22 protein-coding genes are annotated in these 21,893 nt (G+C 69.9%); 12 read left to right on the forward strand and 10 right to left on the reverse strand.

Annotated features, from left to right (window positions below; genetic code table 11):
• Positions 1 to 55 precede the first annotated feature (55 nt).
• The 4 genes from H0E82_RS03080 to H0E82_RS03095 all read right to left on the reverse strand — a co-directional run bounded on the left by H0E82_RS03080 (position 56) and on the right by H0E82_RS03095 (position 3,406).
• Positions 56 to 373, reverse strand: a complete 318-nt coding sequence (locus H0E82_RS03080) for a hypothetical protein (RefSeq protein ID WP_180543622.1) — start codon at positions 371 to 373, stop codon at positions 56 to 58.
• 189 nt (positions 374 to 562) lie between these two features.
• Entirely contained in the window at positions 563 to 904 is a 342-nt protein-coding gene (locus H0E82_RS03085) for a hypothetical protein (protein ID WP_180543624.1), read from the reverse strand.
• Positions 905 to 961: 57 nt separating this feature from the next.
• Positions 962 to 1,480 carry a hypothetical protein gene (locus H0E82_RS03090; protein WP_180543626.1) on the reverse strand — a complete coding sequence of 173 codons (519 nt, stop codon included), beginning with the start codon at positions 1,478 to 1,480 and terminating at the stop codon, positions 962 to 964.
• A gap of 978 nt (positions 1,481 to 2,458) precedes the next feature.
• Positions 2,459 to 3,406 carry a carbohydrate kinase family protein gene (locus H0E82_RS03095; RefSeq protein WP_180543628.1) on the reverse strand — a complete coding sequence of 316 codons (948 nt, stop codon included), beginning with the start codon at positions 3,404 to 3,406 and terminating at the stop codon, positions 2,459 to 2,461.
• Positions 3,407 to 3,629: 223 nt separating this feature from the next.
• Between H0E82_RS03095 and H0E82_RS03100 the strand changes: the two genes are divergently transcribed.
• The 8 genes from H0E82_RS03100 (at position 3,630) to H0E82_RS03135 (ending at position 13,302) form a co-directional block, all read left to right on the forward strand.
• Positions 3,630 to 4,676, forward strand: a complete 1,047-nt coding sequence (locus H0E82_RS03100) for a rod shape-determining protein (protein WP_180543630.1) — start codon at positions 3,630 to 3,632, stop codon at positions 4,674 to 4,676.
• Positions 4,677 to 4,804: 128 nt separating this feature from the next.
• A complete protein-coding gene (gene mreC, locus H0E82_RS03105; protein ID WP_180543632.1) occupies positions 4,805 to 5,830 on the forward strand; it encodes a rod shape-determining protein MreC in 1,026 nt (341 codons plus the stop codon).
• Positions 5,827 to 6,306 (forward strand): rod shape-determining protein MreD, encoded by a 480-nt coding sequence (mreD, locus tag H0E82_RS03110; RefSeq protein WP_180543634.1) that lies wholly within the window; start codon positions 5,827 to 5,829, stop codon positions 6,304 to 6,306. The genes mreC and mreD overlap by 4 nt, the downstream gene beginning before the upstream one ends.
• A gap of 15 nt (positions 6,307 to 6,321) precedes the next feature.
• Positions 6,322 to 8,343 (forward strand): penicillin-binding protein 2, encoded by a 2,022-nt coding sequence (gene mrdA, locus H0E82_RS03115; RefSeq protein WP_180543636.1) that lies wholly within the window; start codon positions 6,322 to 6,324, stop codon positions 8,341 to 8,343.
• The gene (rodA, locus tag H0E82_RS03120; RefSeq protein WP_180543638.1) at positions 8,340 to 9,449 is read left to right on the forward strand and encodes a rod shape-determining protein RodA; all 1,110 of its coding nucleotides are present in this window, start codon (positions 8,340 to 8,342) and stop codon (positions 9,447 to 9,449) included. Before mrdA ends, rodA begins: the two co-directional genes overlap by 4 nt.
• Positions 9,450 to 9,516: 67 nt before the next feature.
• Entirely contained in the window at positions 9,517 to 10,647 is a 1,131-nt protein-coding gene (mltB, locus tag H0E82_RS03125) for a lytic murein transglycosylase B (protein WP_180543640.1), read from the forward strand.
• Positions 10,647 to 12,002, forward strand: a complete 1,356-nt coding sequence (locus H0E82_RS03130) for a septal ring lytic transglycosylase RlpA family protein (protein ID WP_180543642.1) — start codon at positions 10,647 to 10,649, stop codon at positions 12,000 to 12,002. The genes mltB and H0E82_RS03130 overlap by 1 nt, the downstream gene beginning before the upstream one ends.
• Positions 12,003 to 12,057: 55 nt before the next feature.
• Complete coding sequence (locus tag H0E82_RS03135; RefSeq protein WP_425600308.1) at positions 12,058 to 13,302, forward strand: D-alanyl-D-alanine carboxypeptidase family protein; 1,245 nt, start codon at positions 12,058 to 12,060, stop codon at positions 13,300 to 13,302.
• A gap of 74 nt (positions 13,303 to 13,376) precedes the next feature.
• On the opposite strand, the gene H0E82_RS03140 is transcribed toward H0E82_RS03135, so the two are convergent.
• From H0E82_RS03140 to H0E82_RS03165, 6 genes are read right to left on the reverse strand one after another with little or no spacing between them, the layout of a single operon-like run.
• Entirely contained in the window at positions 13,377 to 14,324 is a 948-nt protein-coding gene (locus tag H0E82_RS03140; protein ID WP_180543644.1) for a phosphatidate cytidylyltransferase, read from the reverse strand.
• A complete protein-coding gene (locus H0E82_RS03145) occupies positions 14,321 to 14,953 on the reverse strand; it encodes a lysophospholipid acyltransferase family protein (RefSeq protein ID WP_180543645.1) in 633 nt (210 codons plus the stop codon). The genes H0E82_RS03140 and H0E82_RS03145 overlap by 4 nt, the downstream gene beginning before the upstream one ends.
• A complete protein-coding gene (locus H0E82_RS03150; protein ID WP_219338388.1) occupies positions 14,953 to 15,408 on the reverse strand; it encodes a hypothetical protein in 456 nt (151 codons plus the stop codon). Before H0E82_RS03150 ends, H0E82_RS03145 begins: the two co-directional genes overlap by 1 nt.
• The gene (locus H0E82_RS03155) at positions 15,405 to 16,742 is read right to left on the reverse strand and encodes a phosphatase PAP2/dual specificity phosphatase family protein (RefSeq protein ID WP_180543647.1); all 1,338 of its coding nucleotides are present in this window, start codon (positions 16,740 to 16,742) and stop codon (positions 15,405 to 15,407) included. Before H0E82_RS03155 ends, H0E82_RS03150 begins: the two co-directional genes overlap by 4 nt.
• The gene (locus tag H0E82_RS03160) at positions 16,739 to 18,499 is read right to left on the reverse strand and encodes a bifunctional alpha/beta hydrolase/class I SAM-dependent methyltransferase (RefSeq protein ID WP_180543649.1); all 1,761 of its coding nucleotides are present in this window, start codon (positions 18,497 to 18,499) and stop codon (positions 16,739 to 16,741) included. The genes H0E82_RS03155 and H0E82_RS03160 overlap by 4 nt, the downstream gene beginning before the upstream one ends.
• A complete protein-coding gene (locus tag H0E82_RS03165) occupies positions 18,492 to 19,124 on the reverse strand; it encodes a CDP-alcohol phosphatidyltransferase family protein (protein ID WP_180543651.1) in 633 nt (210 codons plus the stop codon). The genes H0E82_RS03160 and H0E82_RS03165 overlap by 8 nt, the downstream gene beginning before the upstream one ends.
• A 97-nt stretch (positions 19,125 to 19,221) precedes the next feature.
• Between H0E82_RS03165 and H0E82_RS03170 the strand changes: the two genes are divergently transcribed.
• From H0E82_RS03170 to lipA, 4 genes are all read left to right on the forward strand, one after another.
• A complete protein-coding gene (locus H0E82_RS03170) occupies positions 19,222 to 19,500 on the forward strand; it encodes a DUF493 family protein (RefSeq protein WP_180543653.1) in 279 nt (92 codons plus the stop codon).
• A gap of 19 nt (positions 19,501 to 19,519) precedes the next feature.
• The gene (locus H0E82_RS03175) at positions 19,520 to 19,966 is read left to right on the forward strand and encodes a BLUF domain-containing protein (RefSeq protein ID WP_180543655.1); all 447 of its coding nucleotides are present in this window, start codon (positions 19,520 to 19,522) and stop codon (positions 19,964 to 19,966) included.
• 8 nt (positions 19,967 to 19,974) lie between these two features.
• On the forward strand, positions 19,975 to 20,634 hold the full coding sequence (lipB, locus tag H0E82_RS03180; protein WP_180543657.1) for a lipoyl(octanoyl) transferase LipB: 660 nt from the start codon (positions 19,975 to 19,977) through the stop codon (positions 20,632 to 20,634).
• Positions 20,635 to 20,714: 80 nt separating this feature from the next.
• A complete protein-coding gene (gene lipA, locus H0E82_RS03185; protein WP_180543659.1) occupies positions 20,715 to 21,725 on the forward strand; it encodes a lipoyl synthase in 1,011 nt (336 codons plus the stop codon).
• Positions 21,726 to 21,893: the final 168 nt, after the last annotated feature.

Here is a 21,893-nt window from a genome sequence, read left to right on the forward strand (position 1 = left end):
TGGCTAACGCCTGAATTAAGCCGCGCCGCGGAGCGGCGTCGGCTTGAATGAACTGTTAGGGGGCAATTTTGACGACTGACTTGCGGATACCGTCCTCCGGTGGGCCGTAGCGCTTGGTTACCGTGGCACCAGCCATGAATGAAGAGGACTGAAGCACGGGCTCTACAGCCGCGAATAGCTTGTCCGCGTCTGGACCGTACATGTACAGATATCCATCGCTGCCGTCAGTGGCCACCTCGTTGCCGTCGAACTCTCCAGCGTCCGCAATAGAAATTGCCTGCTCAAGCTCGTCTTCAAGCGCAAACAAGCGCTGCAGGTCAGTTGACCCGTAGTTGAAGTGAACGATAACGGCGTGTTCCGGCGTGTTGCTCATCGATTGGGCCTGGCAAGTAGTAGTTGATAAGAGTGCGCTGAGCGCAAGCAGTGTGGCGGATAGACAACGATGCACGGTTTGCCCCCTAACACCCGAGTTCAGCCGCGTTGTAGCGGTGATTGGCTTAGGTGGCAAGCTTTTCCTGCCGCCTAAGCCAAGCGCCGGTGCAACGTCGGCTGCAACGAATCGTTAGGCCCCACGCCGCCGCCTGCGCGCCAGCCAGCTGTGCAACGGCCAAGCGATGCAGACAATGATTGCCGCCGGGACCCATCCGACGACGGCGACAAAAGCTCTTGGGGCGCCATCGCGATCGTAGAGCTTCAGCAGCTCTTCGGGGCTGGCGCTTGCGGCGAACAGCTCTTGTGAGATGACGACATGGGCCACAGCAAGTAGCCAACCCGCAGCAACGGCAACCGAAGCTCGCAGCAGCGTTCCCTTGCCCGATCGGAAATCGTTCGCTGCGACGAGCAGCAGATAGGGCGCCGCCATTGTGGCCCAGCCGAAACAGGAAAGCGCAAAGTCCTTGTCCATGGGGCCTAACACCTGAATTAAGCCGCGCCGCGAAGCGGCGTCGGCTTGAATGAATTGTTAGGCCAGACCTTCAATCTTCCCATGGCGACACCTGAGGATGAGCCGCTTGATACCTGTACTGCCGAATACAAGCCAGATGGCGAGAACCAACTCAGCGACTGTGGTGACAATATGAGCAATCTGCTCACGCCCCCACTCAAAGTGTCCAAACTCGGGGCTGCGAGTTAGCAGAAAAATCGTTGTCCAATAGATCGCATCTGGTAGCGCATAGGCCAAGACCCACACACCCAAAAGCGTCAGTCCTACGGATAAGGCTACCGAGCCGCTCATAGAGGTCTCTGAGCGTGGCTCACTCATCGCCGGCAACAGCTTTCTTGCGATGGTGAGGGGAAAAAACCAGAGGATGGCGCAGACAGCGATGCTAGATGCCAGTACAACCCCCACGAGTATCAGCGATGGTTGTGGCCCATCTTGTCCGATGAGCGCGACCGCACTCGGGAACGAGCGCACAACTGTCACCAAGAGGAAAACCGCGAAGACTCGGGCGGCTATGGCAATGACATCTTCCCTGCTCACGACAATCTCTCCTATGGCCTAACGCCTGAGTTAAGCCGACCGGCGAAGCCGGTTCGGCTTGAACGAATAGTTAGGGCGCCGGCGATGGAACTGCCGGGCCCGTTGCCGAAACTGTACGCCAAACGCTAGCCACGTAGGGCTTGCTCAACGGCATGTCGGAAATGACTTGACACGGAGAAGAACGTGAGCAGAAGGCTTGCCCCAACGAACCGTCGGGAGTGAGCTTGCTGCGCGCCCCTCTGGGGCGACCGGCTTGCGCCGGCGGTACGCAGATGCCGTGGCCAAACAACTGGACATGGATGCCTGACCGGGCGGCCTAACTCCTGAGTTAAGCCGCGCCGTGAAGCGGCGTCGGCTTGGACGAATTGTTAGGCCGCTGACTGGTGTCCACTAACCCAACCTCAACTGTGCTCCCACATTGCCCGACAATGCTGCGGCAACAGCATCTTGCCACCCTTGAACAAACGCCTGATCTGCGGGAGACCCATCTGCAAGTAGTGACATTGACCCAAGAATCCCTCCAAGCTCCTCGCAGCCTAGCGAGAATTGCTTGTCTAAGAAGGCATACATAGCCAAATACGCTTGGTGTTGGGTCAACTGCGCTTGTGTGGTCATGGCGGCGCCTGCTCCTGTGGCCTAACTACTATTGGACCGCCAAAACGCGGTGTTGCACCGAGTATCCGGTAAGCGGGGCGCCGCGAAAAGGGGTCGTTTATCCCGAAGATCAACGGCTTGGGTGGTTGGCACATCGCCGCCGCCCCGGTGTTATCCGACGCAAATGCGGGTGTATGAGTTACGCCCGCTGATTCGCGGCTGTAACAGGTGCGGTTCCCGATCCGCGGGCGAGGCAGCGCGACGCGCCGGGTGCGCGCCATGCATGGCATTGATCGCGACGACGCGCCGCCTGCGGCGGTGCAGGCCAGAACGAAACAGGGCGCCCAAGGGCGCCCCGTTCCCGATCTCTGCTCTCTCGCCGAATCAGGCGTTCTTGCTTTCCAGCGAATACCCGAACTGCTGCCGGAACTGCAGCGAGAACTCCTCGTAGTCGAACCGCTGGTTCTGGGTGCCGGGGTGTTCCACCTTCAGCGCGCCCATCAGGTTGCCGATGCGGCCGATGGTCAGCCAGTCGTAGCCTTTCTCGATGCCGAAGATCAGGCCGGCGCGGAAGGCGTCGCCGCAGCCGGTGGGGTCGGTCACGCGGCGCTCGTGTGCGGGCGGGACGTCGTGGGTGGTGCCGTCGGCATGGATGACGACGCCCTTGGGTCCGCGGGTGCAGATGTAGGCGCGCACCTTGCCGGCGATGACGGTCTCGTCCCAGCCGGTGCGCTCCTGCAGCAGGTTGGACTCGTAGTCGTTGACGACCACGTAATCCGCCAGCTCGATGAAGTTGCGCAGTTCCTCGCCGTTGAACAGCGGCATGGCCTGGCCGGGGTCGAAGATGAAGGGAATCTTGCCCTCGTGGAATTCACGGGCGTTCTGCAGCATGCCGTCGCGACCGTCGGGGCCGACGAGGCCGATGGTCACGCCCGGCACATCCTTCACGTGGTTCTCGTGGCTGCGCATCATCGCGCCCGGGTGGAAGGCGGTGATCTGGTTGTTGTCGTGGTCGGTGGTGATGAAGGCCTGCGGCGTGAACAGCTCGGGGATCTCGCGCACGTGGTCGAGCGTGATGCCGTGTTCCTGGAACCACTCCCGGTAGGGGCCGAAGTCCTGGCCCACGGTGCCCATCGGGATCGGGTCGCCGCCCAGCAGTTTCAGGTTGTAGGCGATGTTGCCGGCGCAGCCGCCGAACTCGCGGCGCATCCGCGGCACCAGGAACGAGACGTTCAGGATGTGCACCTTGTCCGGGAGGATGTGGTTCTTGAACTGATCGGGGAACACCATGATGGTGTCGTAGGCCAGGGAACCGCAGATCAGTGCAGACATCGCGCGAGCTCGTGTCGTGAAGTTGGCCGGGTAGTTTACGGCACCGGGCTAGGGGCCCCCGCCGCAGCCGCACCCCGCGCGGGGCATGCGTGCAAGCGGGCCGCAGAGCGCAGCCCCGCAGCCTCGACGGCCGCGCAATCCGGGCCGCCCCGAGCCGCGGACGGGCGGCTTTTTTGCTAGGCTAGCGCGCTTGTTTCGCCCCCCTGACGGACGCCCCTTTCCGATGTTCAAGAAGTTCCGCGGCCTGTTTTCCAACGATCTGTCCATCGATCTGGGCACCGCCAATACCCTGATCTTCGTCCGCGGCCAGGGCATCGTGCTCAACGAGCCGTCGGTCGTGGCCGTGCGCCAGGACCGGTCGGGCGGCGGCCAGAAGGTCGTCGCCGCGGTCGGCACCGAGGCCAAGCAGATGCTCGGGCGCACACCCGGCAACATCACCACGCATCGCCCGATGAAGGACGGCGTCATCGCCGATTTCACTTACACCGAGGAGATGCTGAAGTACTTCATCAAGAAGGTGCACAAGTCGCGCTTCCTGCGCCCCAGTCCGCGGGTGCTGATCTGCGTGCCGGCGGGCTCCACCCAGGTGGAGAAGCGGGCGATCAAGGATTCGGCGCTCGAGGCCGGCGCGCGCGAGGTCTCGCTGATCGAGGAGCCCATGGCGGCTGCGATCGGCGCCGGCATGCCGGTCACCGAGGCGCGCGGCTCGATGGTCGTCGACATCGGCGGCGGCACCACCGAGGTCGCGGTGATCGCGCTCAACGGCATCGTCTACTCGCAGTCGGCCCGCATCGGCGGCGACCGCTTCGACGAATCCATCATCAACTACGTGCGCCGCAATCACGGCATGCTGATCGGCGACGCCACGGCCGAGCGGATCAAGCTCGAGATCGGCTGCGCCTACCCGCCGGAGCAGGTGGCCGAGATCGAGGTGTCGGGCCGGCATCTGGCCGAGGGCGTGCCGAAGATCATCACCATCAGCTCGAGCGAAGTCCTCGATGCGCTGCGCGAGCCGCTGTCGGGCATCGTCGAGGCGGTCAAGCAGGCGCTGGAGCAGACCCCGCCGGAACTGTGCGCCGACGTCGCCGAACGCGGCATCGTGCTCACCGGTGGTGGCGCGCTGCTGCGCGACCTCGACCGCCTGATCAGCGAGGCCACCGGCCTGCACGTCCAGGTCGCCGAGGATCCGCTGACCTGCGTGGCGCGCGGCGGTGGCCGGGCGCTGGAGCTGCTCGACCTGCACGGCAACGAGTTCTTCGCCGCCGAGTGATGGCACAGGCGCGACGGCGGGTGCGTCCCACGCCGTCGCGGACGACCCGCTGCGGCGGGTCCGCATGCGGTCCGGGCGGCGCGACCGCCGTACCGGCTCTCCACTCCCGTTCCGCTCCCGGCTTCTAGATGTCGTCTTCCGCCAGCTCCCCGGCCCCACGCCCCGGCGATGTCGTCGGCACGCTGCGGTTGCTGGCCTATCTGGCGCTGTCCTGCGCCTTGCTGGTGCTCGACCACCGCGGCAGCTGGCTGTCGGAAGCCCGCCACCAGGCCAGTGTCGCGGTGCAGCCGCTGTGGTGGCTGGCGGGCATGCCGTCGCGCATCGGCTCGAGCATGCGCAACGATGCCGCCACCCGCACCCTGCTGGCCGAAGACAACCGCCGGCTGCGCAACGAGCTGCTGGTCCTCACTGCAGGGCAGGCCCGGCTGCGCGTCGAGGCGCTCGAAAACGCGCGCCTGCGCCAGCTGCTGGGCGCGGTGGAGCAGGGCAGCCTCGATGTCCAGCTGGCCCCGATCCTCGATGTCGACCAGGACCCCACCCGCCAGCGGCTGCTGCTCGATGCCGGGCGGCGCAACGGCGTGCGCGAGGGCCAGGGCGTGATCGACGCCGGCGGCCTGCTGGGGCAGGTGATCGCGGTCACTCCCACCACGGCCACGGTGCTGCTGCTGACCGATCTCGACCACGCGGTGCCGGTGATCGTGTCGCGCAACGGGGTGCGTCTGGTGGTCTACGGCAGCGGCCGGCCGGACCGGCTGGTGCTGCGGAGCGTGCCGTTGTCGGCGGACGTGAGGGTCGGGGACACCCTGGTCACCTCGGGCCTCGGCGGGCGGTTTCCACCCGGGTTTCCGGTCGGCACGATCGAGTCGCTGGAACCCGACGACAGCCGCGCCTTCCTGACCGGCGATCTGGTCCCGGCGGCCCAGGTCGATCGAGGCCGCGACGTGCTGTTGTTGCGCGATGTCGTGGTCCCCGTGACCACGGCCGATCTCGAAGCCGCGGCCGCCGAACGCGAAGCCGCGGCCCGTGCGGCGGCGGATGAAGCCGCCAACCGGGACACCGGCGAGGCGGCGGACGCGACGCCCGCCAACGCCACGCCCCCCGCCGACGCCGGACCGTCGCCTGCACCCGTGGACTCCCCGGAGCCCGTGCGATGAGCCGTCGCCGCAAGCGCTGGGTGCTGCCGGTGAGCATCGTGCTGGCCCTGCTGCTGGGCCTGTTGCCCTTGCCGGCCGGCTTGCAGCCGTATCGCCCGTACTGGCTGGCGCTGGTGGTCGCCTACTGGGTGATCGAAGACCCCGACCGGGCCGGTCTCGGTGTGGCCTTCGGCGTCGGTCTGGTCGCCGATCTCGCGTTCGGCGGGCTGCTCGGCGAGCAGGCCCTGCGGCTGGTGGTGATGACCTTCATCCTGCAGCGCTTCCGCACCCAGCTGCGGTTCTTCCCGATGGCCCAACAGGCACTGGCGATCGGCGGGCTGCTGCTCAACGATCGCGTCGTCAGCGCCGCCATCCACCTGGCGCTCGGCGTGCCGCAATTGCCCTGGACCTGGTGGCTGGCGCCGCTGCTGGGCATGCTGCTGTGGGCGCCGCTGTACCTGGTGATGGACGCGCTGCGTTTCGGGCGCCGGACCTGAGGCCCGGGCGACCGCATGGCCAGGCGCCACCGCCGCAGCGACATCCGCGACCCCGCCGGCGAGGCCGCGGGCTTCCGTCGGCGTGCGCTGATCGGGCTGGGCGGCGTGGTGCTGGCGCTGTGCGTGCTCGGCGGCTGGTACTTCAAGCTGCAGGTGATCGACCACGACATCTACGCCAAGCGTTCGGAGGCGAACCGCATCAAGCCGCGGCCGGTGGTGCCGGGGCGCGGACTGATCCTCGACCGCAAGGGCCGCATCCTGGCCGAGAACGAGCAGGCCTACCGCCTGGACGTGACCCCGGAAGAGGCCGGCGACATGCGTGCGCTCGTCGCCGGGCTGGCGAGCATCGTCGCGCTGTCGCCCGAGGATGTGGCCCGGTTCGAGCGTGAGCGCCGTGCCCAGCGCAGTTTCCGCGCGGTCACCCTGAAGCTGCGGCTGAGCGAGGACGAGATGGCGCGCTTCGCCATCGACCGCTGGCGCTTTCCCGGGGTCGAGGTGGTGCCCTACCTCAACCGCCACTATCCCTACGGCGACCTGTTCGCACACGTGGTCGGCTATGTCGGCCGCACCGACCAGGCCGACGTCGACCGCTACGGCCAGGCCCATCTGCTGTTCCCGCAGACCGGGCGCACGGGCCTCGAGCGCTATTACGACGAGCTGCTGCGCGGCCAGATCGGGTACGAGCAGGTGGAGACGAACGTCGAGGGCCGCGCGCTGCGCCGGCTCGGGCTGCAGGCCGCGACCGCCGGCACCGACCTGCGCCTGAGCGTGGACGCCGACCTGCAGCGTGCGATGGTGCTCGCCTTCGGCGGGCTGCACGGCTCGGCGGTCGCGGTGGAGCCGGCCACCGGCGACATCCTCGGCATGGTCAGCCTGCCCAGCTTCGACCCCAACCTGTTCGTCAACGGCATCTCGCACACCGACTACCGCCGCCTGATGGACGATCCGGCGCGGCCGCTGTTCAACCGCAACGTGCTCGGTGGCGGGCCGCCGGGCTCGACGATCAAGCCCCTGGTCGCGCTGGCGGGTGTCGACAGCGGGCTGCGCACGCCCGAATCGCGGGTGTTCTCGACCGGCGAGTTCTTCATTCCCGGACAGCGCCGCGGCTACCGCGACGCCGGGCGCGGGGCCGGCTGGACCGATCTGCGCGACTCGATCTCGCGCTCGATCAATTACTACTACTACCAGCTCGCCTACGAGATGGGCATCGAGCGTTTCGACCAGTACATGACCCGCTACGGCTTCGGCCAGCCCACCGGCATCGACCTGCTCGGCGAGACCGCGGGCATCGTGCCGTCACCGCGCTACAAGGCCTCGCGTTCGCGCGAGCCGTGGTACGCGGGTGAGACGGTCATCGCCGGCATCGGCCAGGGCTACTGGATCGCGACCGCGTTGCAGCTCGCGCGCGGCACCGCGGCGATCGCCAGCGGAGGCGATCTGCACACGTTGCACATCGCCGCCGAACGGCGCGACGGCTTCGACGCGCCGTGGCGCGCGGTCGCGCGGCCGGCGCCCACGCGCATCACCGACAACCCCGCCCATCTGCGCGCGGTGCAGGAAGGGATGGTCAACACCATCCACGGCCGCGGCACCGCCACGCGCATGGCGATCGGCGCGGAGTACCGCATGGCCGGCAAGACCGGCACCGCGCAACGGGTGAGCCGCCGCGGCAGCGCGAGCATGGACCCGCGCAACCTGCCCTACCACCTGCGCCATCAGGCGCTGTTCGTCGGCTACGCGCCAGCGGAGGCGCCGGAGATCGCGATCGCGGTGGTGGTCGAACACGGCGGTTACGGCGGCACCACCGCCGCGCCGATCGCGCGCAAGATCTTCGATGCCTGGCTGCTCGGGGTCATGCCCGAGGTCGAGATCGACCCGGCGACCGGAGCGCCGGCCGCGGTGGCGGCGGCCGGTCCGCAGGCCGCGCTGCGCCGCGACGTGTCCTTCGACAGCGTGGTCGATCACGTGCGCGTGGTCGCGCCGGCGCGGCTGCATTCGGTCAGCGATGTGCCGGTGGGCGGCGGGATGGCGCGATGAAGACCATCCTGCGCTGGCTGCTGGATCTGTGGCTGCGCTTCGCGCGTACGATCGACTGGCCGCTGCTGGGCGCACTGGTCGCCCTGATGGTGATCGGCCTGGCCGTGCTGCACAGCGCCGGCGGACAGAACCCGGTCTTCGTCGCCTCGCAGGCGAGCCGCTTCGGCGTGGGGCTGGTGGCGATGTGGCTGCTGTCGCGGGTGCCTGTGGTGCAGCTGCGCCGCTTCACACCCCTGGCCTACGCGGCCTCGCTGCTGCCGCTGGCGGCGGTGCTGTTCATGGGCACCGGGCGCAGCGGCCAGCACTGGCTCAATCTCGGCGTGGTCTACGTGCAGCCGGCGGAACTGATGAAGCTGTCGCTGCCGATGATGGCGGCCTGGTGGCTCGGCCAGCGCCCGACCCCGCCACGGCTGGACACGCTGGCGGTGGCGGCGCTGATCATCGGCGTGCCGACCGGCCTGATCCTGCTCCAGCCCGATCTCGGCACCGCGGTCCTCGTCGCCTCGGGCGGCGCGTTCGCGCTGTATCTGGCGGGGCTGTCGTGGTGGTGGTTCGCCGGCGGCGCGGCCTCGTTCGCACTGCTCGCGCCGGCGGCCTGGCTCTGGTACCTGCAGCCCTACCAGAAGGCGCGGATCATGATGTTTCTCGATCCCGAGTCGGACCCGCTCGGCGAGGGCTGGAACATCATCCAGTCCAAGATCGCGATCGGCGCCGGCGGCATGGCGGGGCAGGGCTGGGGCCGCGGCTCGCAGTCGCATCTCAACTACGTGCCCGAGCACACCACCGACTTCATCTTCGCGGTCCTGAGCGAGGAGTTCGGCTGGATCGGCGTCGCGGTCACCCTGGGGCTGTATCTCTTCATCGTGGGGCGTTGCCTGTGGATCGCGAGCGAGGCCCGCGATGGCTTCTCGCGTCTGCTGGTCGGCAGCCTGGGGCTGGCGCTGTCGGTCTACGTGATCGTCAACGGCGGGATGATCTCCGGCCTGCTGCCGGTGGTCGGCGTGCCGATGCCGCTGCTGAGCTTCGGCGGCACCGCCGCGGTCTCGTTGCTCGCGGGCTTCGGCGTCGTGATGTCGGTGCAGGCCAGCGCACGCCGTCGTCGCTGACCGGGCCTGCAATCAGGCGCCGCGCGCGGGTTCGGCGCCCGCGACACGCGTGCTAACCTCGCCGCCGATGAGCCGACGCCCGTACCTGCGACTGACCCTTGCCGTGCTGCCGCTTGCGTTTGCGGCCTGCGCGACCCCCGTCAACCCGACCGACGCCCAGACCGGCGAGGCACAGGCCGTGCGCCCGTTGCCCGAACCGGAGCGGCCGCAAGGCGCGCTGTTGCCGCCGGTGCCGCAGCCGGCGGAGCGTCCGGTGGCGCCGCCCTCGGTGACCGATGCGTCGATCCCGCGCGCCCAGCGCGTCGACAACTTCGTCGCCTACACCGCGCAGACCTACGGCGTGGACCCGGCGCACGTGCGCCGTGTGCTCGCCCAGGCCACGGTGCAGCAGCGCATCCTCGATGCGATCAGCCGGCCCGCCGAGGCCGTGCGGCCGTGGCGCGACTACCGGCCGATCTTCATCAACGACGCGCGCATCAACGGTGGCGTGGCGTTCTACCGCGAACACCGCGCGGCGCTCGACAGGGTGGCCGCCGAGACCGGCGTGCCGGCCGAATACATCGTCGCGATCATCGGCGTCGAAACGAGCTACGGCCGGGTCACGGGTACGTGGAAGGTGCTCGACGCGCTCTACACCCTGGCGTTCGACTATCCGCCGCGCGCGCCGTTCTTCGCCGGCGAGCTGGCGCAGCTGTTCGCGCTCGAGAAGGCCGAGCCGCAGCTCCAGCTCACCGAGCTCAAGGGCAGCTACGCCGGCGCGATGGGCATGGGCCAGTTCATGCCGTCGAGCTACCGGCTGTGGGCGAAGGACGGCGACGGCGACGGCCGCCGCGACCTGCTCACGCATACGCCGGACGTGTTCGCCTCGATCGCGAACTATTTCGTGGTGCACGGCTGGGAACGCGGCGGGCCGGTGGTCGCACGCGCGCAGCGCGCCGAAGGCGCCGCGGACTTCAAGCCGGAGAACTGGGAGCCGGTGTATCCGTTGGCCGACCTCGCCGCTCGGGGCTACACCCCGCAGCCCGGCGAGCCCGTGGCCCCGGGCGCGACCCTGCTCTCGCTCGACGGCAGCAGCGGCATGGAGTACTGGCTGGCCTACCGCAACTTCTATGTGATCACCCGCTACAACCGCTCGCCGATGTATTCGCTGTCGGTGCACCAGCTCGCCCAGGCCATCCGGGCGGGAGCCCAGCGTTGATGCGCTGGCTGCTGCCGCTGGCGGCGGTGGCCCTGCTCGCCGGTTGCGCCGGTTCGCCGAGGAAGCCCGACCCGGGCAGCGCGCAGCGCGTGGGCACGCCACCTGCGGGCGGCACGCCGGCGACGCCCGCTCAGCGTCGGGTCTCGCCTTACGCGCCGGCCCAGGAAGATCCCAGCACACGCGGCCACTACACCGCCGGCGGGCTGTACCGCCCGGGCGTGCCCGACAGCCTGCCCGACTATCTGCCGAATGTGGATCTGATCCCCGAGCCGGATGTCGTCGACCTCCCCCGATCGCCGGTCGGCAACCGCAGCCCCTACCAGGTGCTGGGCAAGACCTATCACGTGCTCGACGACCACAGCGAATTCGCCGAGACCGGCACCGCGTCCTACTACGGCGCCAAGTTCCATGGTCGCCTGACCTCCAACCGCGAGGTCTACGACATGTACGCGTTCACCGCGGCGCACAAGTCGCTGCCGCTGCCCAGCTTCGCCCGCGTGACCAATCTCGATACCGGGCAGTCGGTGGTGGTCCGGGTCAACGATCGCGGTCCGTTCCACGAAGGGCGGGTGGTCGATCTCAGCTACGCCGCGGCGGTGAAGATCGGCATCCATCCGCGCGGCACCGGGCGGGTCGAGGTGCGTGCACTGAGTCCGGGCGAGAGCGCGCGGCAGACCTGGGACGCCGTGGCGGCCACGCCGGCCGCTGCGGCCCCGACGGCGAGCACGGCCGTCGCGGCGACACCTGTCCGGTCGCGTCGTGGCCGGGCCGCCGCTGCGGTGGCGCCGCCGGCGGCGCAGCCCAGCGCTGCGGCCAGCGCGATCGATACCATCGTCGAGCATCTGCCGCTCGGCACCGCCCATGCGAGCGAGCGCCCGGCGCCGTCGCCTGCGGGCGCCAGTGCCGCCGACGGACGCTTCAACATGTACCAGAACGGCCGGGTCATGACCGCCGACGACTTCGACGCATGGCTGGCCGCGCGTGGCTTGAAGCTCGAGAACGGGCGCCAGGTGCCGATCGATCCTGTCTCCGGCGCGGCAGCGCCGCTGGCGTCGACTCCGGCAGCGAGCAGCGGCACGTCGCCGGCGGCATCGCAGACCGCGCCGGCCATCGTCGCTGCGGCCGGTGGCGTGACCCTGCAGGTCGCGGCCTTCGGTGCGCGCGCCAATGCCGAACGTGCCTTGGCCACCCTGCGCGGCGCCGGCATCACCGCCGCGCAGCTGCACGACGGCTCGTCGGCCGGTAAACCGGTCTGGCGCCTGCGAGTGGGACCGGTCGACGCCGCCCGCGTCGCGGAGCTGTCCAGCCGCGTCGCCGGGCTCGGCTTCGGCGCGCCCACCGTCGTGCGCGACTGATTCCATCCCCATATCCGTCGGCTCACGCGGCCGGCTTTCCGGAGTGCTGTACCCGATGAACCTGTCTGTTGTCGTTTCGCGCATGCTGCTGGCCGCGCTGGCCACCGGCACGGTGGGAATCGCCGTGGCCCAGGACCCTGCGCCGACCCCGCGCCCGGCCGGGCCGACGCCCGCCGCGCCGGCCGGTGCCGCGGCCGCGCTGAGCGATGAACTGCCGACCCCGCCGCCGCCCGCGATCACCGGCACGGCCTGGCTGGTGATGGATTACGCCACCGGCCAGATCCTGGCCGGCGAGAACATCGACGAGCGGGTCGAGCCGGCCAGCATCACCAAAGTGATGACCAGCTACGTGGTGGCCGCCGAACTGGCCGCCGGCAAGATCAGCGTCGACGACCAGGTGCTGATGAGCGAGAACGCCTGGCGCAAGGGCGGCGCCGGCACCGACGGCAGCTACAGCGGGTTTCCGGTGAACCAGCGCGCGCGCCTGCTGGACATGGAGATCGCGATGGTGGTGCAGTCGGGCAACGACGCCGCGATCGCCCTGGCCGAACACGTGGCCGGCAGCGAGGAGGCCTTCGCCCAGCTGATGACGGCCTACGGCAAGCGCATCGGCATGAAGAACACCAACTTCACCAACGCCACCGGCCTGTCCGGCCCCGAGCATTATTCGACCGCGCGCGACCTCGCGGTGATGGGGCGGGCGATGGTGCGCGATTTTCCCGAGGAATACGCCCACAACAAGATCCGCGAGTTCACCGTCGGCCCGATCACCCAGCACAACCGCAACCGCCTGCTGTGGCGCGACGACAGCGTCGACGGCATCAAGACCGGCCACCATTCCGGCGCCGGCTACTGCCTGATGGCCTCGGCGCAGCGCGGCGACCAGCGCCTGATCACCGTGGTGATGGGCTCGACCAGCGAGGCGCAGCGCGCCACCGATTCGCTGGCGCTGCTGAACTGGGGCTTCCGCTTCTTCGAGACCCACGCCGTGTACGACGCCGACAAGGCGGTGTCCACCCAGCAGGTCTGGAAGGGCAAGGTCAACGAGGTGCAACTGGGCGTCGCCGAGCCGATGCTGGTGTCGATGCCGCGCGGCAAATACGCGCAGCTCAAGCCGTCGATGGACATTCCGCAGACCCTGGTCGCGCCGATCGAGAAGGGCCAGCAGATCGGCACCGTGCGCGTCGAGCTGGACGGCGAGGTGATCGCCGAGCGCCCCCTGGTCGCGCTGGAAGCGGTCGAGGAGGCCGGCTTCTTCAAGCGCCTGTGGCACGAGTTCCTGATGTGGTGGAAGTCCTGAGGCCGACCTGAGCCCGCGGCCGCCGGTCGCGGGTGGCCGTCCAGACCGGCCTGCCGAGACGGTGGCGTCGGGGCTCAGGCCCACCAGTAGGCAGTGATGTGGAAGAACACCGGCGCGGCGAAGCACACCGAATCCAGCCGGTCGAGCATGCCGCCGTGGCCCTCGATCATGTGGCCCCAGTCCTTGATGCCGCGATCGCGCTTGATCGCCGACATCACCAGGCCACCGAAGAATCCCATCAGGTTCACCACCAGCGCGATCAGGCCCGCCTGCCAGGGCGAGAACGGGGTGATCCACCACAGCGCCGCGCCGAGCAGTGACGCCGACGCCACGCCGCCGATGAAGCCCTCGACGGTTTTCGACGGCGACAGCAGCGGCGCGATCCGCCTGCGCCCGAGCAGCTTGCCCCAGACGTACTGCAGCACGTCGGACGACTGCACCACGATCACCAGGAAGGCGATCAGCAGCAGGTTGCGCTGCTCGAAACCTTCGATGCGCAGGTTGAGCAGCGCGGGCACGTGGGAGATGCAGAACACGCTGATCATCAGTCCCCACTGCACCTTCGCCATGCGCTCGAGATAGCGCGTGGTGTCGCCGCCGATGGTGGCCAGGATCGGCAGCAGCAGGAACGCGTAGACCGGGATCAGCAGGGTGTACATGCCGTACCAGTCGATGTGCACCAGCCAGTACTGGTAGGGCAGCACGATGTAGAACGCCGCGAGCAGCGCGTAGTAGTCGCCGCCGCGGGTGGGCGTGAGCGTGATGAACTCGCGCAGCGCGAACAGCGACACCAGCGCGAAGAGCACGATCACGCCGGTGCGTCCGCCGAGAAAGGACAGGCCGACGATGGCGGCCATCACCCACCAGGCGCGGATGCGCGCGGTGAGGTTGTCGAGCACCGCACTGGGACCGCCCGCGCGCCAGCGCAGGGTCTCGGCCACCGCCGTGGCCAGCAGCAGAACGATGCCGATGCCGCCGAACAGCAGCGCGGTGTCGGGCAGGCCGGTCAGCCAGGTCGTCATCGGCCTGCTCCGGTGTCGTCGTCGGCCAGCGCGAGCAGCGCGTCCCGGGTGCGGTCGAGAAAGGCGGCCTTGTCCTCGCCCGCGCGCAGCCGCAGCGGCGCGCCGAAACGCGCGGTGCACAGCAACGGAAGCGGGATCAGGCGGCCCTTGGGCATCACCCGGCGCAGGTTGTCGAGCCAGACCGGCACGAATTCCAGCTCCGGGCGCTGGCGGGCGAGGTGATAGATGCCGCTCTTGAAGGGCAGCAGGCCGTCGCCGGTATTGCGCGTGCCTTCGGGAAACAGGATCAGCGAGGCGCCCCCGTCGACCGCGGTGCACAGGGTCTGCACCGGATCCTCGCTGCGCGCGGCGGGATCGCGCTCGATCAGCACGCCGCGGAACACCGAATGGATCAGATAGCGGCGCAGCGCATCGCGGTTCCAGTAGTCGGCGCCCGCGACCGGACGCACGTCGCGACGCAGCGCCGGCGGCAGGGCCGACCAGATCATCACGAAATCGCCGTGGCTGGCATGGTTGCCGTAATACACGCGGCGATCGGCCGAGGGCGCGCAGCCGTCCCACAGTGCGCGCGCGCCGGTCAGTACGCGGATCGCGGCACTGAAGCCACGGGCGAGCAGGGCATCGAACATCAGCCGGTTCCTCCGTGGACCACCGCCCAGCCCCCGGCCAGGCCCAGCAGCACGGCCTGGCCGGCCGTCGCCACCAGCTGGCGGCGCAGCCAGCCGCGTGCACCGCGCCAGCGTGCGGCCCAGTCGCGGCCGCCGCGGTCGGCGGCCTGCAGTCCGAGCGCGCACAGGCTGGCATCGAGTGTCGCGGCGGGATCGTCGCCTGCGGGCGTGGTGGCGAGGGCCTGCAGCAGCTCGGCATCCAGCGCGGTGCGGGTGGCGCAATAGGCCTGCCAGAGGTAGAGCGCCAGGCTCGCGGCGAGCAGGACGGCGACCGGCGTGGCCATCGTGTGCAGGCTCGCGGCGAGCAGCCACAGGGCGGCCAGCGCAGCCAAGCCCGCCGAGATGGCATCGGCCCGGCGCCCCTGGCGCAGCAGCGCCGCCATCACCACGAAATCGAAGGGCCGGCCCGCGATCACGCCGCCGGCGTCCGTGAGGCCAAGGGGGCACCCGCGGTGGGCGCTGCCACGAGCGCCTGCAACGCCCGCATGTGGGCCGCGCGCAGCACGATCTGCGGCCGCGCCGCGCGCACGATGGCCACCGCGGCCTCGGGCGTCGCCGCGCGGCCGCCCAGCAGCAGCCAGGCGGCGACCGCCAGGGCGCTGCGCGAATAGCCCAGCGCGCAGCACACCCGGACCGCACCGGCGCCCCGCGCACCTTCGATCGCTGCGGCGGCGGCGCGCAGCACATCGGGCTCCGGCGCCACCAGGTCCAGCATCGGCACGATGCGGTCGTGCGCGCGCGCCCCGCCCGGCAGCGACAGCTCGGCGCAGACGTCCACGATCGTGTCGTGGCCGCGCGCCTCGCGGGACGGGATGCGCCCCAGATGGACGCCTTCGAGCACATGCACCGGTGCGGGCGCACGCCAGGTCCACAACCGCGAGTTGAGCCATGCCGCCGCGAGGTAGGGCGCCAGCAGCCAGCGGCTGGCGAGGCTCAGCCGGCCGTCGGCGCGCTTCTGGAAGCCCGCCGCGCCGAACAGTGCGTAATGCATGGCCACCAGGCCCAGCGACAAGGCGGGCCACCAGGCCCAGAGCCAGACGCCCCCGCCCCGTGTGCCGAGCGCCGCGCAGGCGACGGCGCCGAGCGCGTAGAGGGCGGCCAGGCGCCAGCGCGCGGGGTCCGCCGCCAGCCGCACGGCACGCATCGGCGGCGTCGCGGCGCGCGGCCACAGCCACACGCAGAGCCAGCCGGCGGCGAGCCCGGTCGGGATGTCGATGAAATGGTGTTGCCAAGTGGTCAGCACCGAGGCGCAGACCAGCAGGAACCAGGCATGCAGCGCGATCCGCCACGCACCGCGCAGGTGGCGCCCGTACAGCGTCCACAGGATCACCGTGAGGGCGATATGCAGGGACGGGGCCTGGTTGTAGGGCCGGTCGAAGCCCTCCAGTGCGGCAAACATCGCGCCCAGCACGCCCGTGACGGGTGGCCGGACGAACGAGAACGCCAGCGGCCAGGCCAGGAAGCAGGCCACCGCCAGCACCTGCACGCTGAGCAGGCGCAGGGCGTGGGTGTCGAGTTCGGCGCGGTCGCGGCACAGGAAGAGCGACGCCGCGTAGAACAGGTTCGTGGTCCAGTACGGCACGATCGTCCAGGCCATGAACGGCACCGCGTGCTCCCAGCCGAACACGATGCTCGGCACGTCGCCACGCCGCGCCGCCATCGCGTTGGCGAAGCCGTAGCTCGCGTAGAAGAACGGGCCGAGTACGGCCAGCCACGCCGCCGCGCGTCCCCAGGGCCGGCCGCCGCTCATGCGGGTGCGTCGGCCACGCGCTGGGCCAGCGACACGGTGAAGATGCCCCAGCGATCGATCCGCTGCTCGAGCTTGCGGAAGCCCGCGGCGGCGACCAGTTCGTCCATCTCGGCCTGGATGCGCCGGCGCATTACCCACGCCGCGCCGCCGCGGTGGCTGGTGAGTGCGCGGGCGATGAACTCCAGCTGCGGATGCCAGGGCTGGCCGGTGTACACGAGGTAGCTGCCGGCGGGCATGGCGTCGGCCAGGCCCTGCAGCGACGCGCGCACGCGGTCGTTGTCCGGAAACAGCTCGTACAGCCCGGAGACGATCGCCACGGTGGGCGCCGGCTGCAGCGCGGCCAGGTCCTCCCGGTCGAACGCGTCACCCGGTTCGAAGCGGGCGATGTCGTCCGCGCCGAGCGTCGCGATCAGCGCGCGGCCCTTGTCGACGTTCAACGGACTGTAGTCGCGCAGCAGGATGCGGTCGGCACGTGCCTCGCCGCCGGCGAGCGCCTCCAGTGCATAGCGTCCGTGGCCCGCGGCGATGTCCACCGCGACCACCGGCTGGCCGGCGTCGCGCAGCCGGCGCATCGCCAGCGCCAGCAGCTCGCGGATGTGCGTGCGCCGCACGCGGATGCCGCGCCAGCCGATCGCGTCGAGGTAGTTGCGGTCGACCATCCGCCCGAGCGGCCCGCGGCCCCGTGCGCTGTCCTCGTAGATGTAGTCCAGCGTGCTGCCGGAATCGAAGCCGGTGTCGAGGCCCAGGCGGATGCCGGCCGACAGGCGCCCGCCCAGGCGCAGGCCGGCCCGCACGCCGCGCCAGCGCAGGTCCTCCAGCGACCACCGCTGCGGCGGCCAGGCGAGCACCTGGGCCTCGTCGAAGGTGACGCCGTGGCGATGCGCGCCCAGGTGCGAGGCCAGCTCCGGTGCAGGAGCCGCGAAGCGCGCCTCGAGGAAGCCGCGGATCATGGCCACCGCCGGTGCGCGGTCGCGCTCGCCCAGGGTGTCGTGGAAGAACCCCGGCAGCAGGTGGCGCTCCTTGACCCGCGCGCCCAGCCGCTCGAAGAACCGGTCCTGCGGCGCCCGGTGGACAACGAAGTCCGCGCCCGAGACCAGCAGCTGGGTCGGCACGCCGATCGCCGCGGCATCGGCGACCACGCGGGCGGCGGTGGCGTGCAGGTCCAGCAGCAGGCGCACCGAAATCGGCCGGGTGATCAGCGGGTCGCTCCGGTAGCTGTCGATGCGTGCCGGATCGTGGGTCAGGAACTGCGGCTTGACGTAACTGTTGACGAAGAAATTGCCACGCAGCCGCTGCATCAGGGCCAGCGCGGGACGTGCCAGCGGGACGTACAGCTTGACCTTGAAGGCCGGCGAGGCCAGCACCAGCGCGCGCAGGCGCGGTGCGTGGTCGTGGACCCAGGTGGCCGCGATCACCGCGCCCACGCTCTGCGCGATCACGGCCACCTGCTCGACCGGCACATGGTGGGTGGTGCCGATCCAGGCCACGAAGGCGTCGAGGTCGCGGACCAGTTCGGCCACGCCGTCGGCATCGCCGCGCGTGCCCGGCGAGCGGCCGTTGCCACGCGCATCCCAGGCGAAGACGTCGTAGCCGGGCATGTCGAGCTCGTCGGCCAGATGCGCCACACGCCCGGAATGCTCGTGACCCCGGTGCAGCAGTACGATCGCGCCGCGCGGGGCGCCGCTCGCCGGCCAGTGCCGGTAGAACAGCGGCTGGCCGTCATGGGCCGGAAATCGGAGTTCCACATGGTCACGCATTGCGATTCTGTCCCCCGGCGCGTCGCGCCTCGTCGAGTCCCCTGGCCACCCGGCGCCAGACCGTGACCGCGCACAGCACGCTCATTGCCGCCAGCACACCCCCCGCCGCGCCCGCGCCCACCCAGCCCGGCGCAAGCGCCAGGCCGAGCGCGCCGATCACGAACGCGCGATCGCTCTTGCCCATCGGCCCGTCGTAGCGCCGGCTGGCGCCCACCGGCACGCCGAGCACGCCGGCGTATTCGGTCAGCAGCGCGGTGACCACGAGGGCCCAGACCAGCACCGGCGGCACACCCGGCACGCCGAGCAGTGCCAGGAACAGCGCGCTGTCGGCGACCACGTCCCCCAGCTCGTTGAGATAGGCGCCGAGCCTGGATTGCTGGCCGAACTCGCGCGCCAGCATGCCGTCGATCGCGTTCAGGGCCATGCGCAGCAGCATCCACAGCGGCAGCAGCGCATACAGCGCCGGATGCGTCGGGGCATGCCGGTAGACCACCCACGCCACCGCGAGCGACACCAGCGCCGCGGTCACCGTCACCTGGTTGGCCGTCGCGCCGGCGCCGTGGAGGCGGCTCACCGCGGGCCGAAGCAGCGCCTGGAAGCGCCCCTTCAATGCATAGATCGACATCCGTGTTTCCCCGTTTCCCGCCGCGGAGAGTACGTCACGCTCACGGCGAATGCCCGGGTGACTTGGGTTCGCGGCCTGCCGGCCCGATAATCGGCCGATGGACATCACCTCCGACAACCCCGATCACGGCTTCCAGTTTCCCGGTGTCTTCGAGCTCACTGCGATGGGCCCCGCCGATGCGGGCCTCGACGTGGAGATTCCGAAGCTCCTCACCGCCGCCGGTATCCACGTGCTGTACGAGACCGTGAGTACGCGCGCCTCCAGCGGCGGGCGCTACGTTTCGATCAAGCTCGACATCCGGGCCGACTCGCGCGAGCAGTACGATGCGGCCCATGCCGCGCTGCGCGGGCATCCCGAGGTGAAATGGACCCTCTAGCCACATCGTCCCCGGCCGCATGATCCGGCAGCTCCTCTACCGCAGCGGCCAGCTCTACGAGTTCACCACGGCCGACATGATCCGGCTGCTGCTGGAATCGCGCTCGCGCAACGCGCGGCGTGGGATCAGCGGCATGCTGTTGATGCGCGACGGACTGTTCATGCAGCTGCTCGAAGGGCCGGCGCCCGATGTCGACGCACTGTTCGCCCGGATCAGCGTCGACCCGCGGCATTGCGAAGTGCAGCTGGTGACCCGAACCGAGCGGGACACGCCGTTGCTTTCCCACTGGCGCATGGCCTGGGCGGAGGCGCCGGTGGACGCTGCCGGTCCGGCATTCTCGGGCCTGGATACCGATGCCCGTGCGCTGGAGGTCCTCGAGGCTGCCGGCCGCGAGCCGATCGCCCTGACGATGCGCGCATTCCTGCGCGGCGATCGCCCACCCGCGTCGCTGCGGCACCTGCAGTGAGTGCCGCCATGGGCCGGCGTGCAGCGCAGGTGCGCAGGCTCGGCCTGCGCCCCTACGCGCCCGTCTGGCGCGCGATGCAGCACGTCACCGATACGCGGGGTCCCGATACCCCGGACGAGGTCTGGGTGGTCGAGCATCCGCCCGTGTTCACCCTGGGGCAGGCGGGTAAGCCGGAACACGTGTTGGCGCCCGGCGACATCCCGGTGCTGCAGGTGGACCGTGGTGGACAGGTGACCTACCACGGCCCGGGCCAGCTGGTGGTCTACCCCCTGCTCGATCTGCCGCGGCTGAAGATCGGCGTGCGCGACTACGTCTGTCGGATCGAACAGTCGATCATCGACACCCTCGGTGACTGGAACATCGAAGCCGCACGCCGTCCCGGCGCGCCGGGGGTGTACGTCAACGATGCCAAGATCGCCGCGCTCGGCATCCGCGTGCGCCGCGGCTGCACCTTCCACGGCCTGGCCTTCAACGTGGCGATGGACCTGGCGCCGTTCCGGCGGATCAATCCTTGCGGCTACGCCGATCTGCCGGTGGTCGCGCTCGCCGATCTCGGCGGGCCATCCTCGCTCGACGCCGTGGCCGACGCGCTGCTCGGCCACCTGGCGGACCAGTTCGGCCTGGCACTCGCGGACGCACCTGCGCAGGTGCCCGACAGCGCTGAATGACACGCAGTGTCCCCGGCCTCCGGCAAGACACTGCCGGAGCCGGGGCCTACAATGGCCGTCCGCCCGCCGCCTGGCCCGCCATGTCCCGCCCCGCCGACAAATCGATCCCGCTGCAGGTGCTCGCCGCGCCGCCGGCGCCGTCGCTGCAGACCGGCGTCAAGCAGGTCGCGGGCGACAAGATCGCGCGCTCGCCGGTGCAGTTCGCCGATGCCCCGGTGCTGCGCAAGCCCTCGTGGATCCGCGTGCGCATTCCGTCGAACGGCGCGGTCGCCGCGCTCAAGGCCAAGCTGCGCGAGAACCGCCTGGTGACGGTCTGCGAGGAGGCGAGCTGCCCGAACATCCACGAATGCTTCGGCCACGGCACCGCGACCTTCATGATCCTCGGCGAGGTCTGCACCCGCCGCTGCTCGTTCTGCGACGTCGCCCACGGCCGGCCGAAGCCGCCGGACGCCAGCGAGCCGCTCAAGCTCGCCTCGACGATCGCCGACATGGGCCTGAAGTACGTCGTGATCACGTCGGTCGACCGCGACGACCTGCGCGACGGCGGCGCCCAGCATTTCGTCGACTGCATCCGCGAGGTCCGCGCGCAGTCGCCGCAGATCCGCATCGAGATCCTCACCCCGGACTTCCGCGGCAAGGGGCGCATGGAGCGCGCGCTGGAGATTCTCCGGAACGCGCCGCCCGACGTGTTCAACCACAATGTCGAGACCGTGCCCGACCTCTACCGCAACGTGCGCCCGGGCGCCGACTACCAGTGGTCGCTGGATCTGCTGAAGAAGTTCAAGGCCCAGCATCCGGACGTGCCGACCAAGTCCGGCGTCATGCTCGGCCTCGGCGAGACCATGGAGCAGGTGCAGGGCACCCTGCGCGACCTGCGTGCGCACGACGTCGACATGGTCACGATCGGCCAGTACCTGCAGCCGTCGGCGCATCACCATCCGGTGCTGCGCTACTGGACGCCCGAGGAGTTCAAGGCGCTCGAGGACTACGGCATGGCGCTGGGATTCAGCCACGTCGCTTCCGGGCCGCTGGTGCGCTCGTCCTACCACGCCGACCAGCAGGCGATGGGCGCCGGCGTCGCCGCTGCCTGAGCGCCGGCGGCCGGGCGCACCCGCGGCGGGTCGCGGTTCACGCCCGGGCCATGCCGGGGCTTTAGAGTCGAATGCACATGCCGTTGAAACTTTCGGCACTGTCGAGGCGTCGGAGCACGCGACAGTCTCGAACGCTTGTCGCATGATCCCCCGCATCCGCTTCCCAGG

It is taken from the genome of Luteimonas deserti (assembly GCF_013425765.1).
In the GTDB taxonomy this organism is placed as follows: Bacteria; Pseudomonadota; Gammaproteobacteria; order Xanthomonadales; family Xanthomonadaceae; genus Luteimonas; species Luteimonas deserti.

Bases quoted from the DNA above. Each gene is read 5' to 3' on its own strand.
- H0E82_RS03160 (WP_180543649.1), bottom strand. From the start codon at position 18,499: ATGCGTGACCATGTGGAACTCCGATTTCCGGCCCATGACGGCCAGCCG.
- mrdA (WP_180543636.1), top strand. From the start codon at position 6,322: ATGGCCAGGCGCCACCGCCGCAGCGACATCCGCGACCCCGCCGGCGAG.
- H0E82_RS03170 (WP_180543653.1), top strand. From the start codon at position 19,222: ATGGACATCACCTCCGACAACCCCGATCACGGCTTCCAGTTTCCCGGT.
- mreC (WP_180543632.1), top strand. From the start codon at position 4,805: ATGTCGTCTTCCGCCAGCTCCCCGGCCCCACGCCCCGGCGATGTCGTC.
- lipB (WP_180543657.1), top strand. From the start codon at position 19,975: ATGGGCCGGCGTGCAGCGCAGGTGCGCAGGCTCGGCCTGCGCCCCTAC.
- H0E82_RS03085 (WP_180543624.1), bottom strand. From the start codon at position 904: ATGGACAAGGACTTTGCGCTTTCCTGTTTCGGCTGGGCCACAATGGCG.
- H0E82_RS03165 (WP_180543651.1), bottom strand. From the start codon at position 19,124: ATGTCGATCTATGCATTGAAGGGGCGCTTCCAGGCGCTGCTTCGGCCC.
- H0E82_RS03175 (WP_180543655.1), top strand. From the start codon at position 19,520: ATGATCCGGCAGCTCCTCTACCGCAGCGGCCAGCTCTACGAGTTCACC.
- H0E82_RS03145 (WP_180543645.1), bottom strand. From the start codon at position 14,953: ATGTTCGATGCCCTGCTCGCCCGTGGCTTCAGTGCCGCGATCCGCGTA.
- rodA (WP_180543638.1), top strand. From the start codon at position 8,340: ATGAAGACCATCCTGCGCTGGCTGCTGGATCTGTGGCTGCGCTTCGCG.
- H0E82_RS03140 (WP_180543644.1), bottom strand. From the start codon at position 14,324: ATGACGACCTGGCTGACCGGCCTGCCCGACACCGCGCTGCTGTTCGGC.
- H0E82_RS03135 (WP_425600308.1), top strand. From the start codon at position 12,058: ATGAACCTGTCTGTTGTCGTTTCGCGCATGCTGCTGGCCGCGCTGGCC.
- H0E82_RS03155 (WP_180543647.1), bottom strand. From the start codon at position 16,742: ATGAGCGGCGGCCGGCCCTGGGGACGCGCGGCGGCGTGGCTGGCCGTA.
- H0E82_RS03095 (WP_180543628.1), bottom strand. From the start codon at position 3,406: ATGTCTGCACTGATCTGCGGTTCCCTGGCCTACGACACCATCATGGTG.
- H0E82_RS03130 (WP_180543642.1), top strand. From the start codon at position 10,647: ATGCGCTGGCTGCTGCCGCTGGCGGCGGTGGCCCTGCTCGCCGGTTGC.
- H0E82_RS03080 (WP_180543622.1), bottom strand. From the start codon at position 373: ATGAGCAACACGCCGGAACACGCCGTTATCGTTCACTTCAACTACGGG.
- mltB (WP_180543640.1), top strand. From the start codon at position 9,517: ATGAGCCGACGCCCGTACCTGCGACTGACCCTTGCCGTGCTGCCGCTT.
- H0E82_RS03100 (WP_180543630.1), top strand. From the start codon at position 3,630: ATGTTCAAGAAGTTCCGCGGCCTGTTTTCCAACGATCTGTCCATCGAT.
- mreD (WP_180543634.1), top strand. From the start codon at position 5,827: ATGAGCCGTCGCCGCAAGCGCTGGGTGCTGCCGGTGAGCATCGTGCTG.
- lipA (WP_180543659.1), top strand. From the start codon at position 20,715: ATGTCCCGCCCCGCCGACAAATCGATCCCGCTGCAGGTGCTCGCCGCG.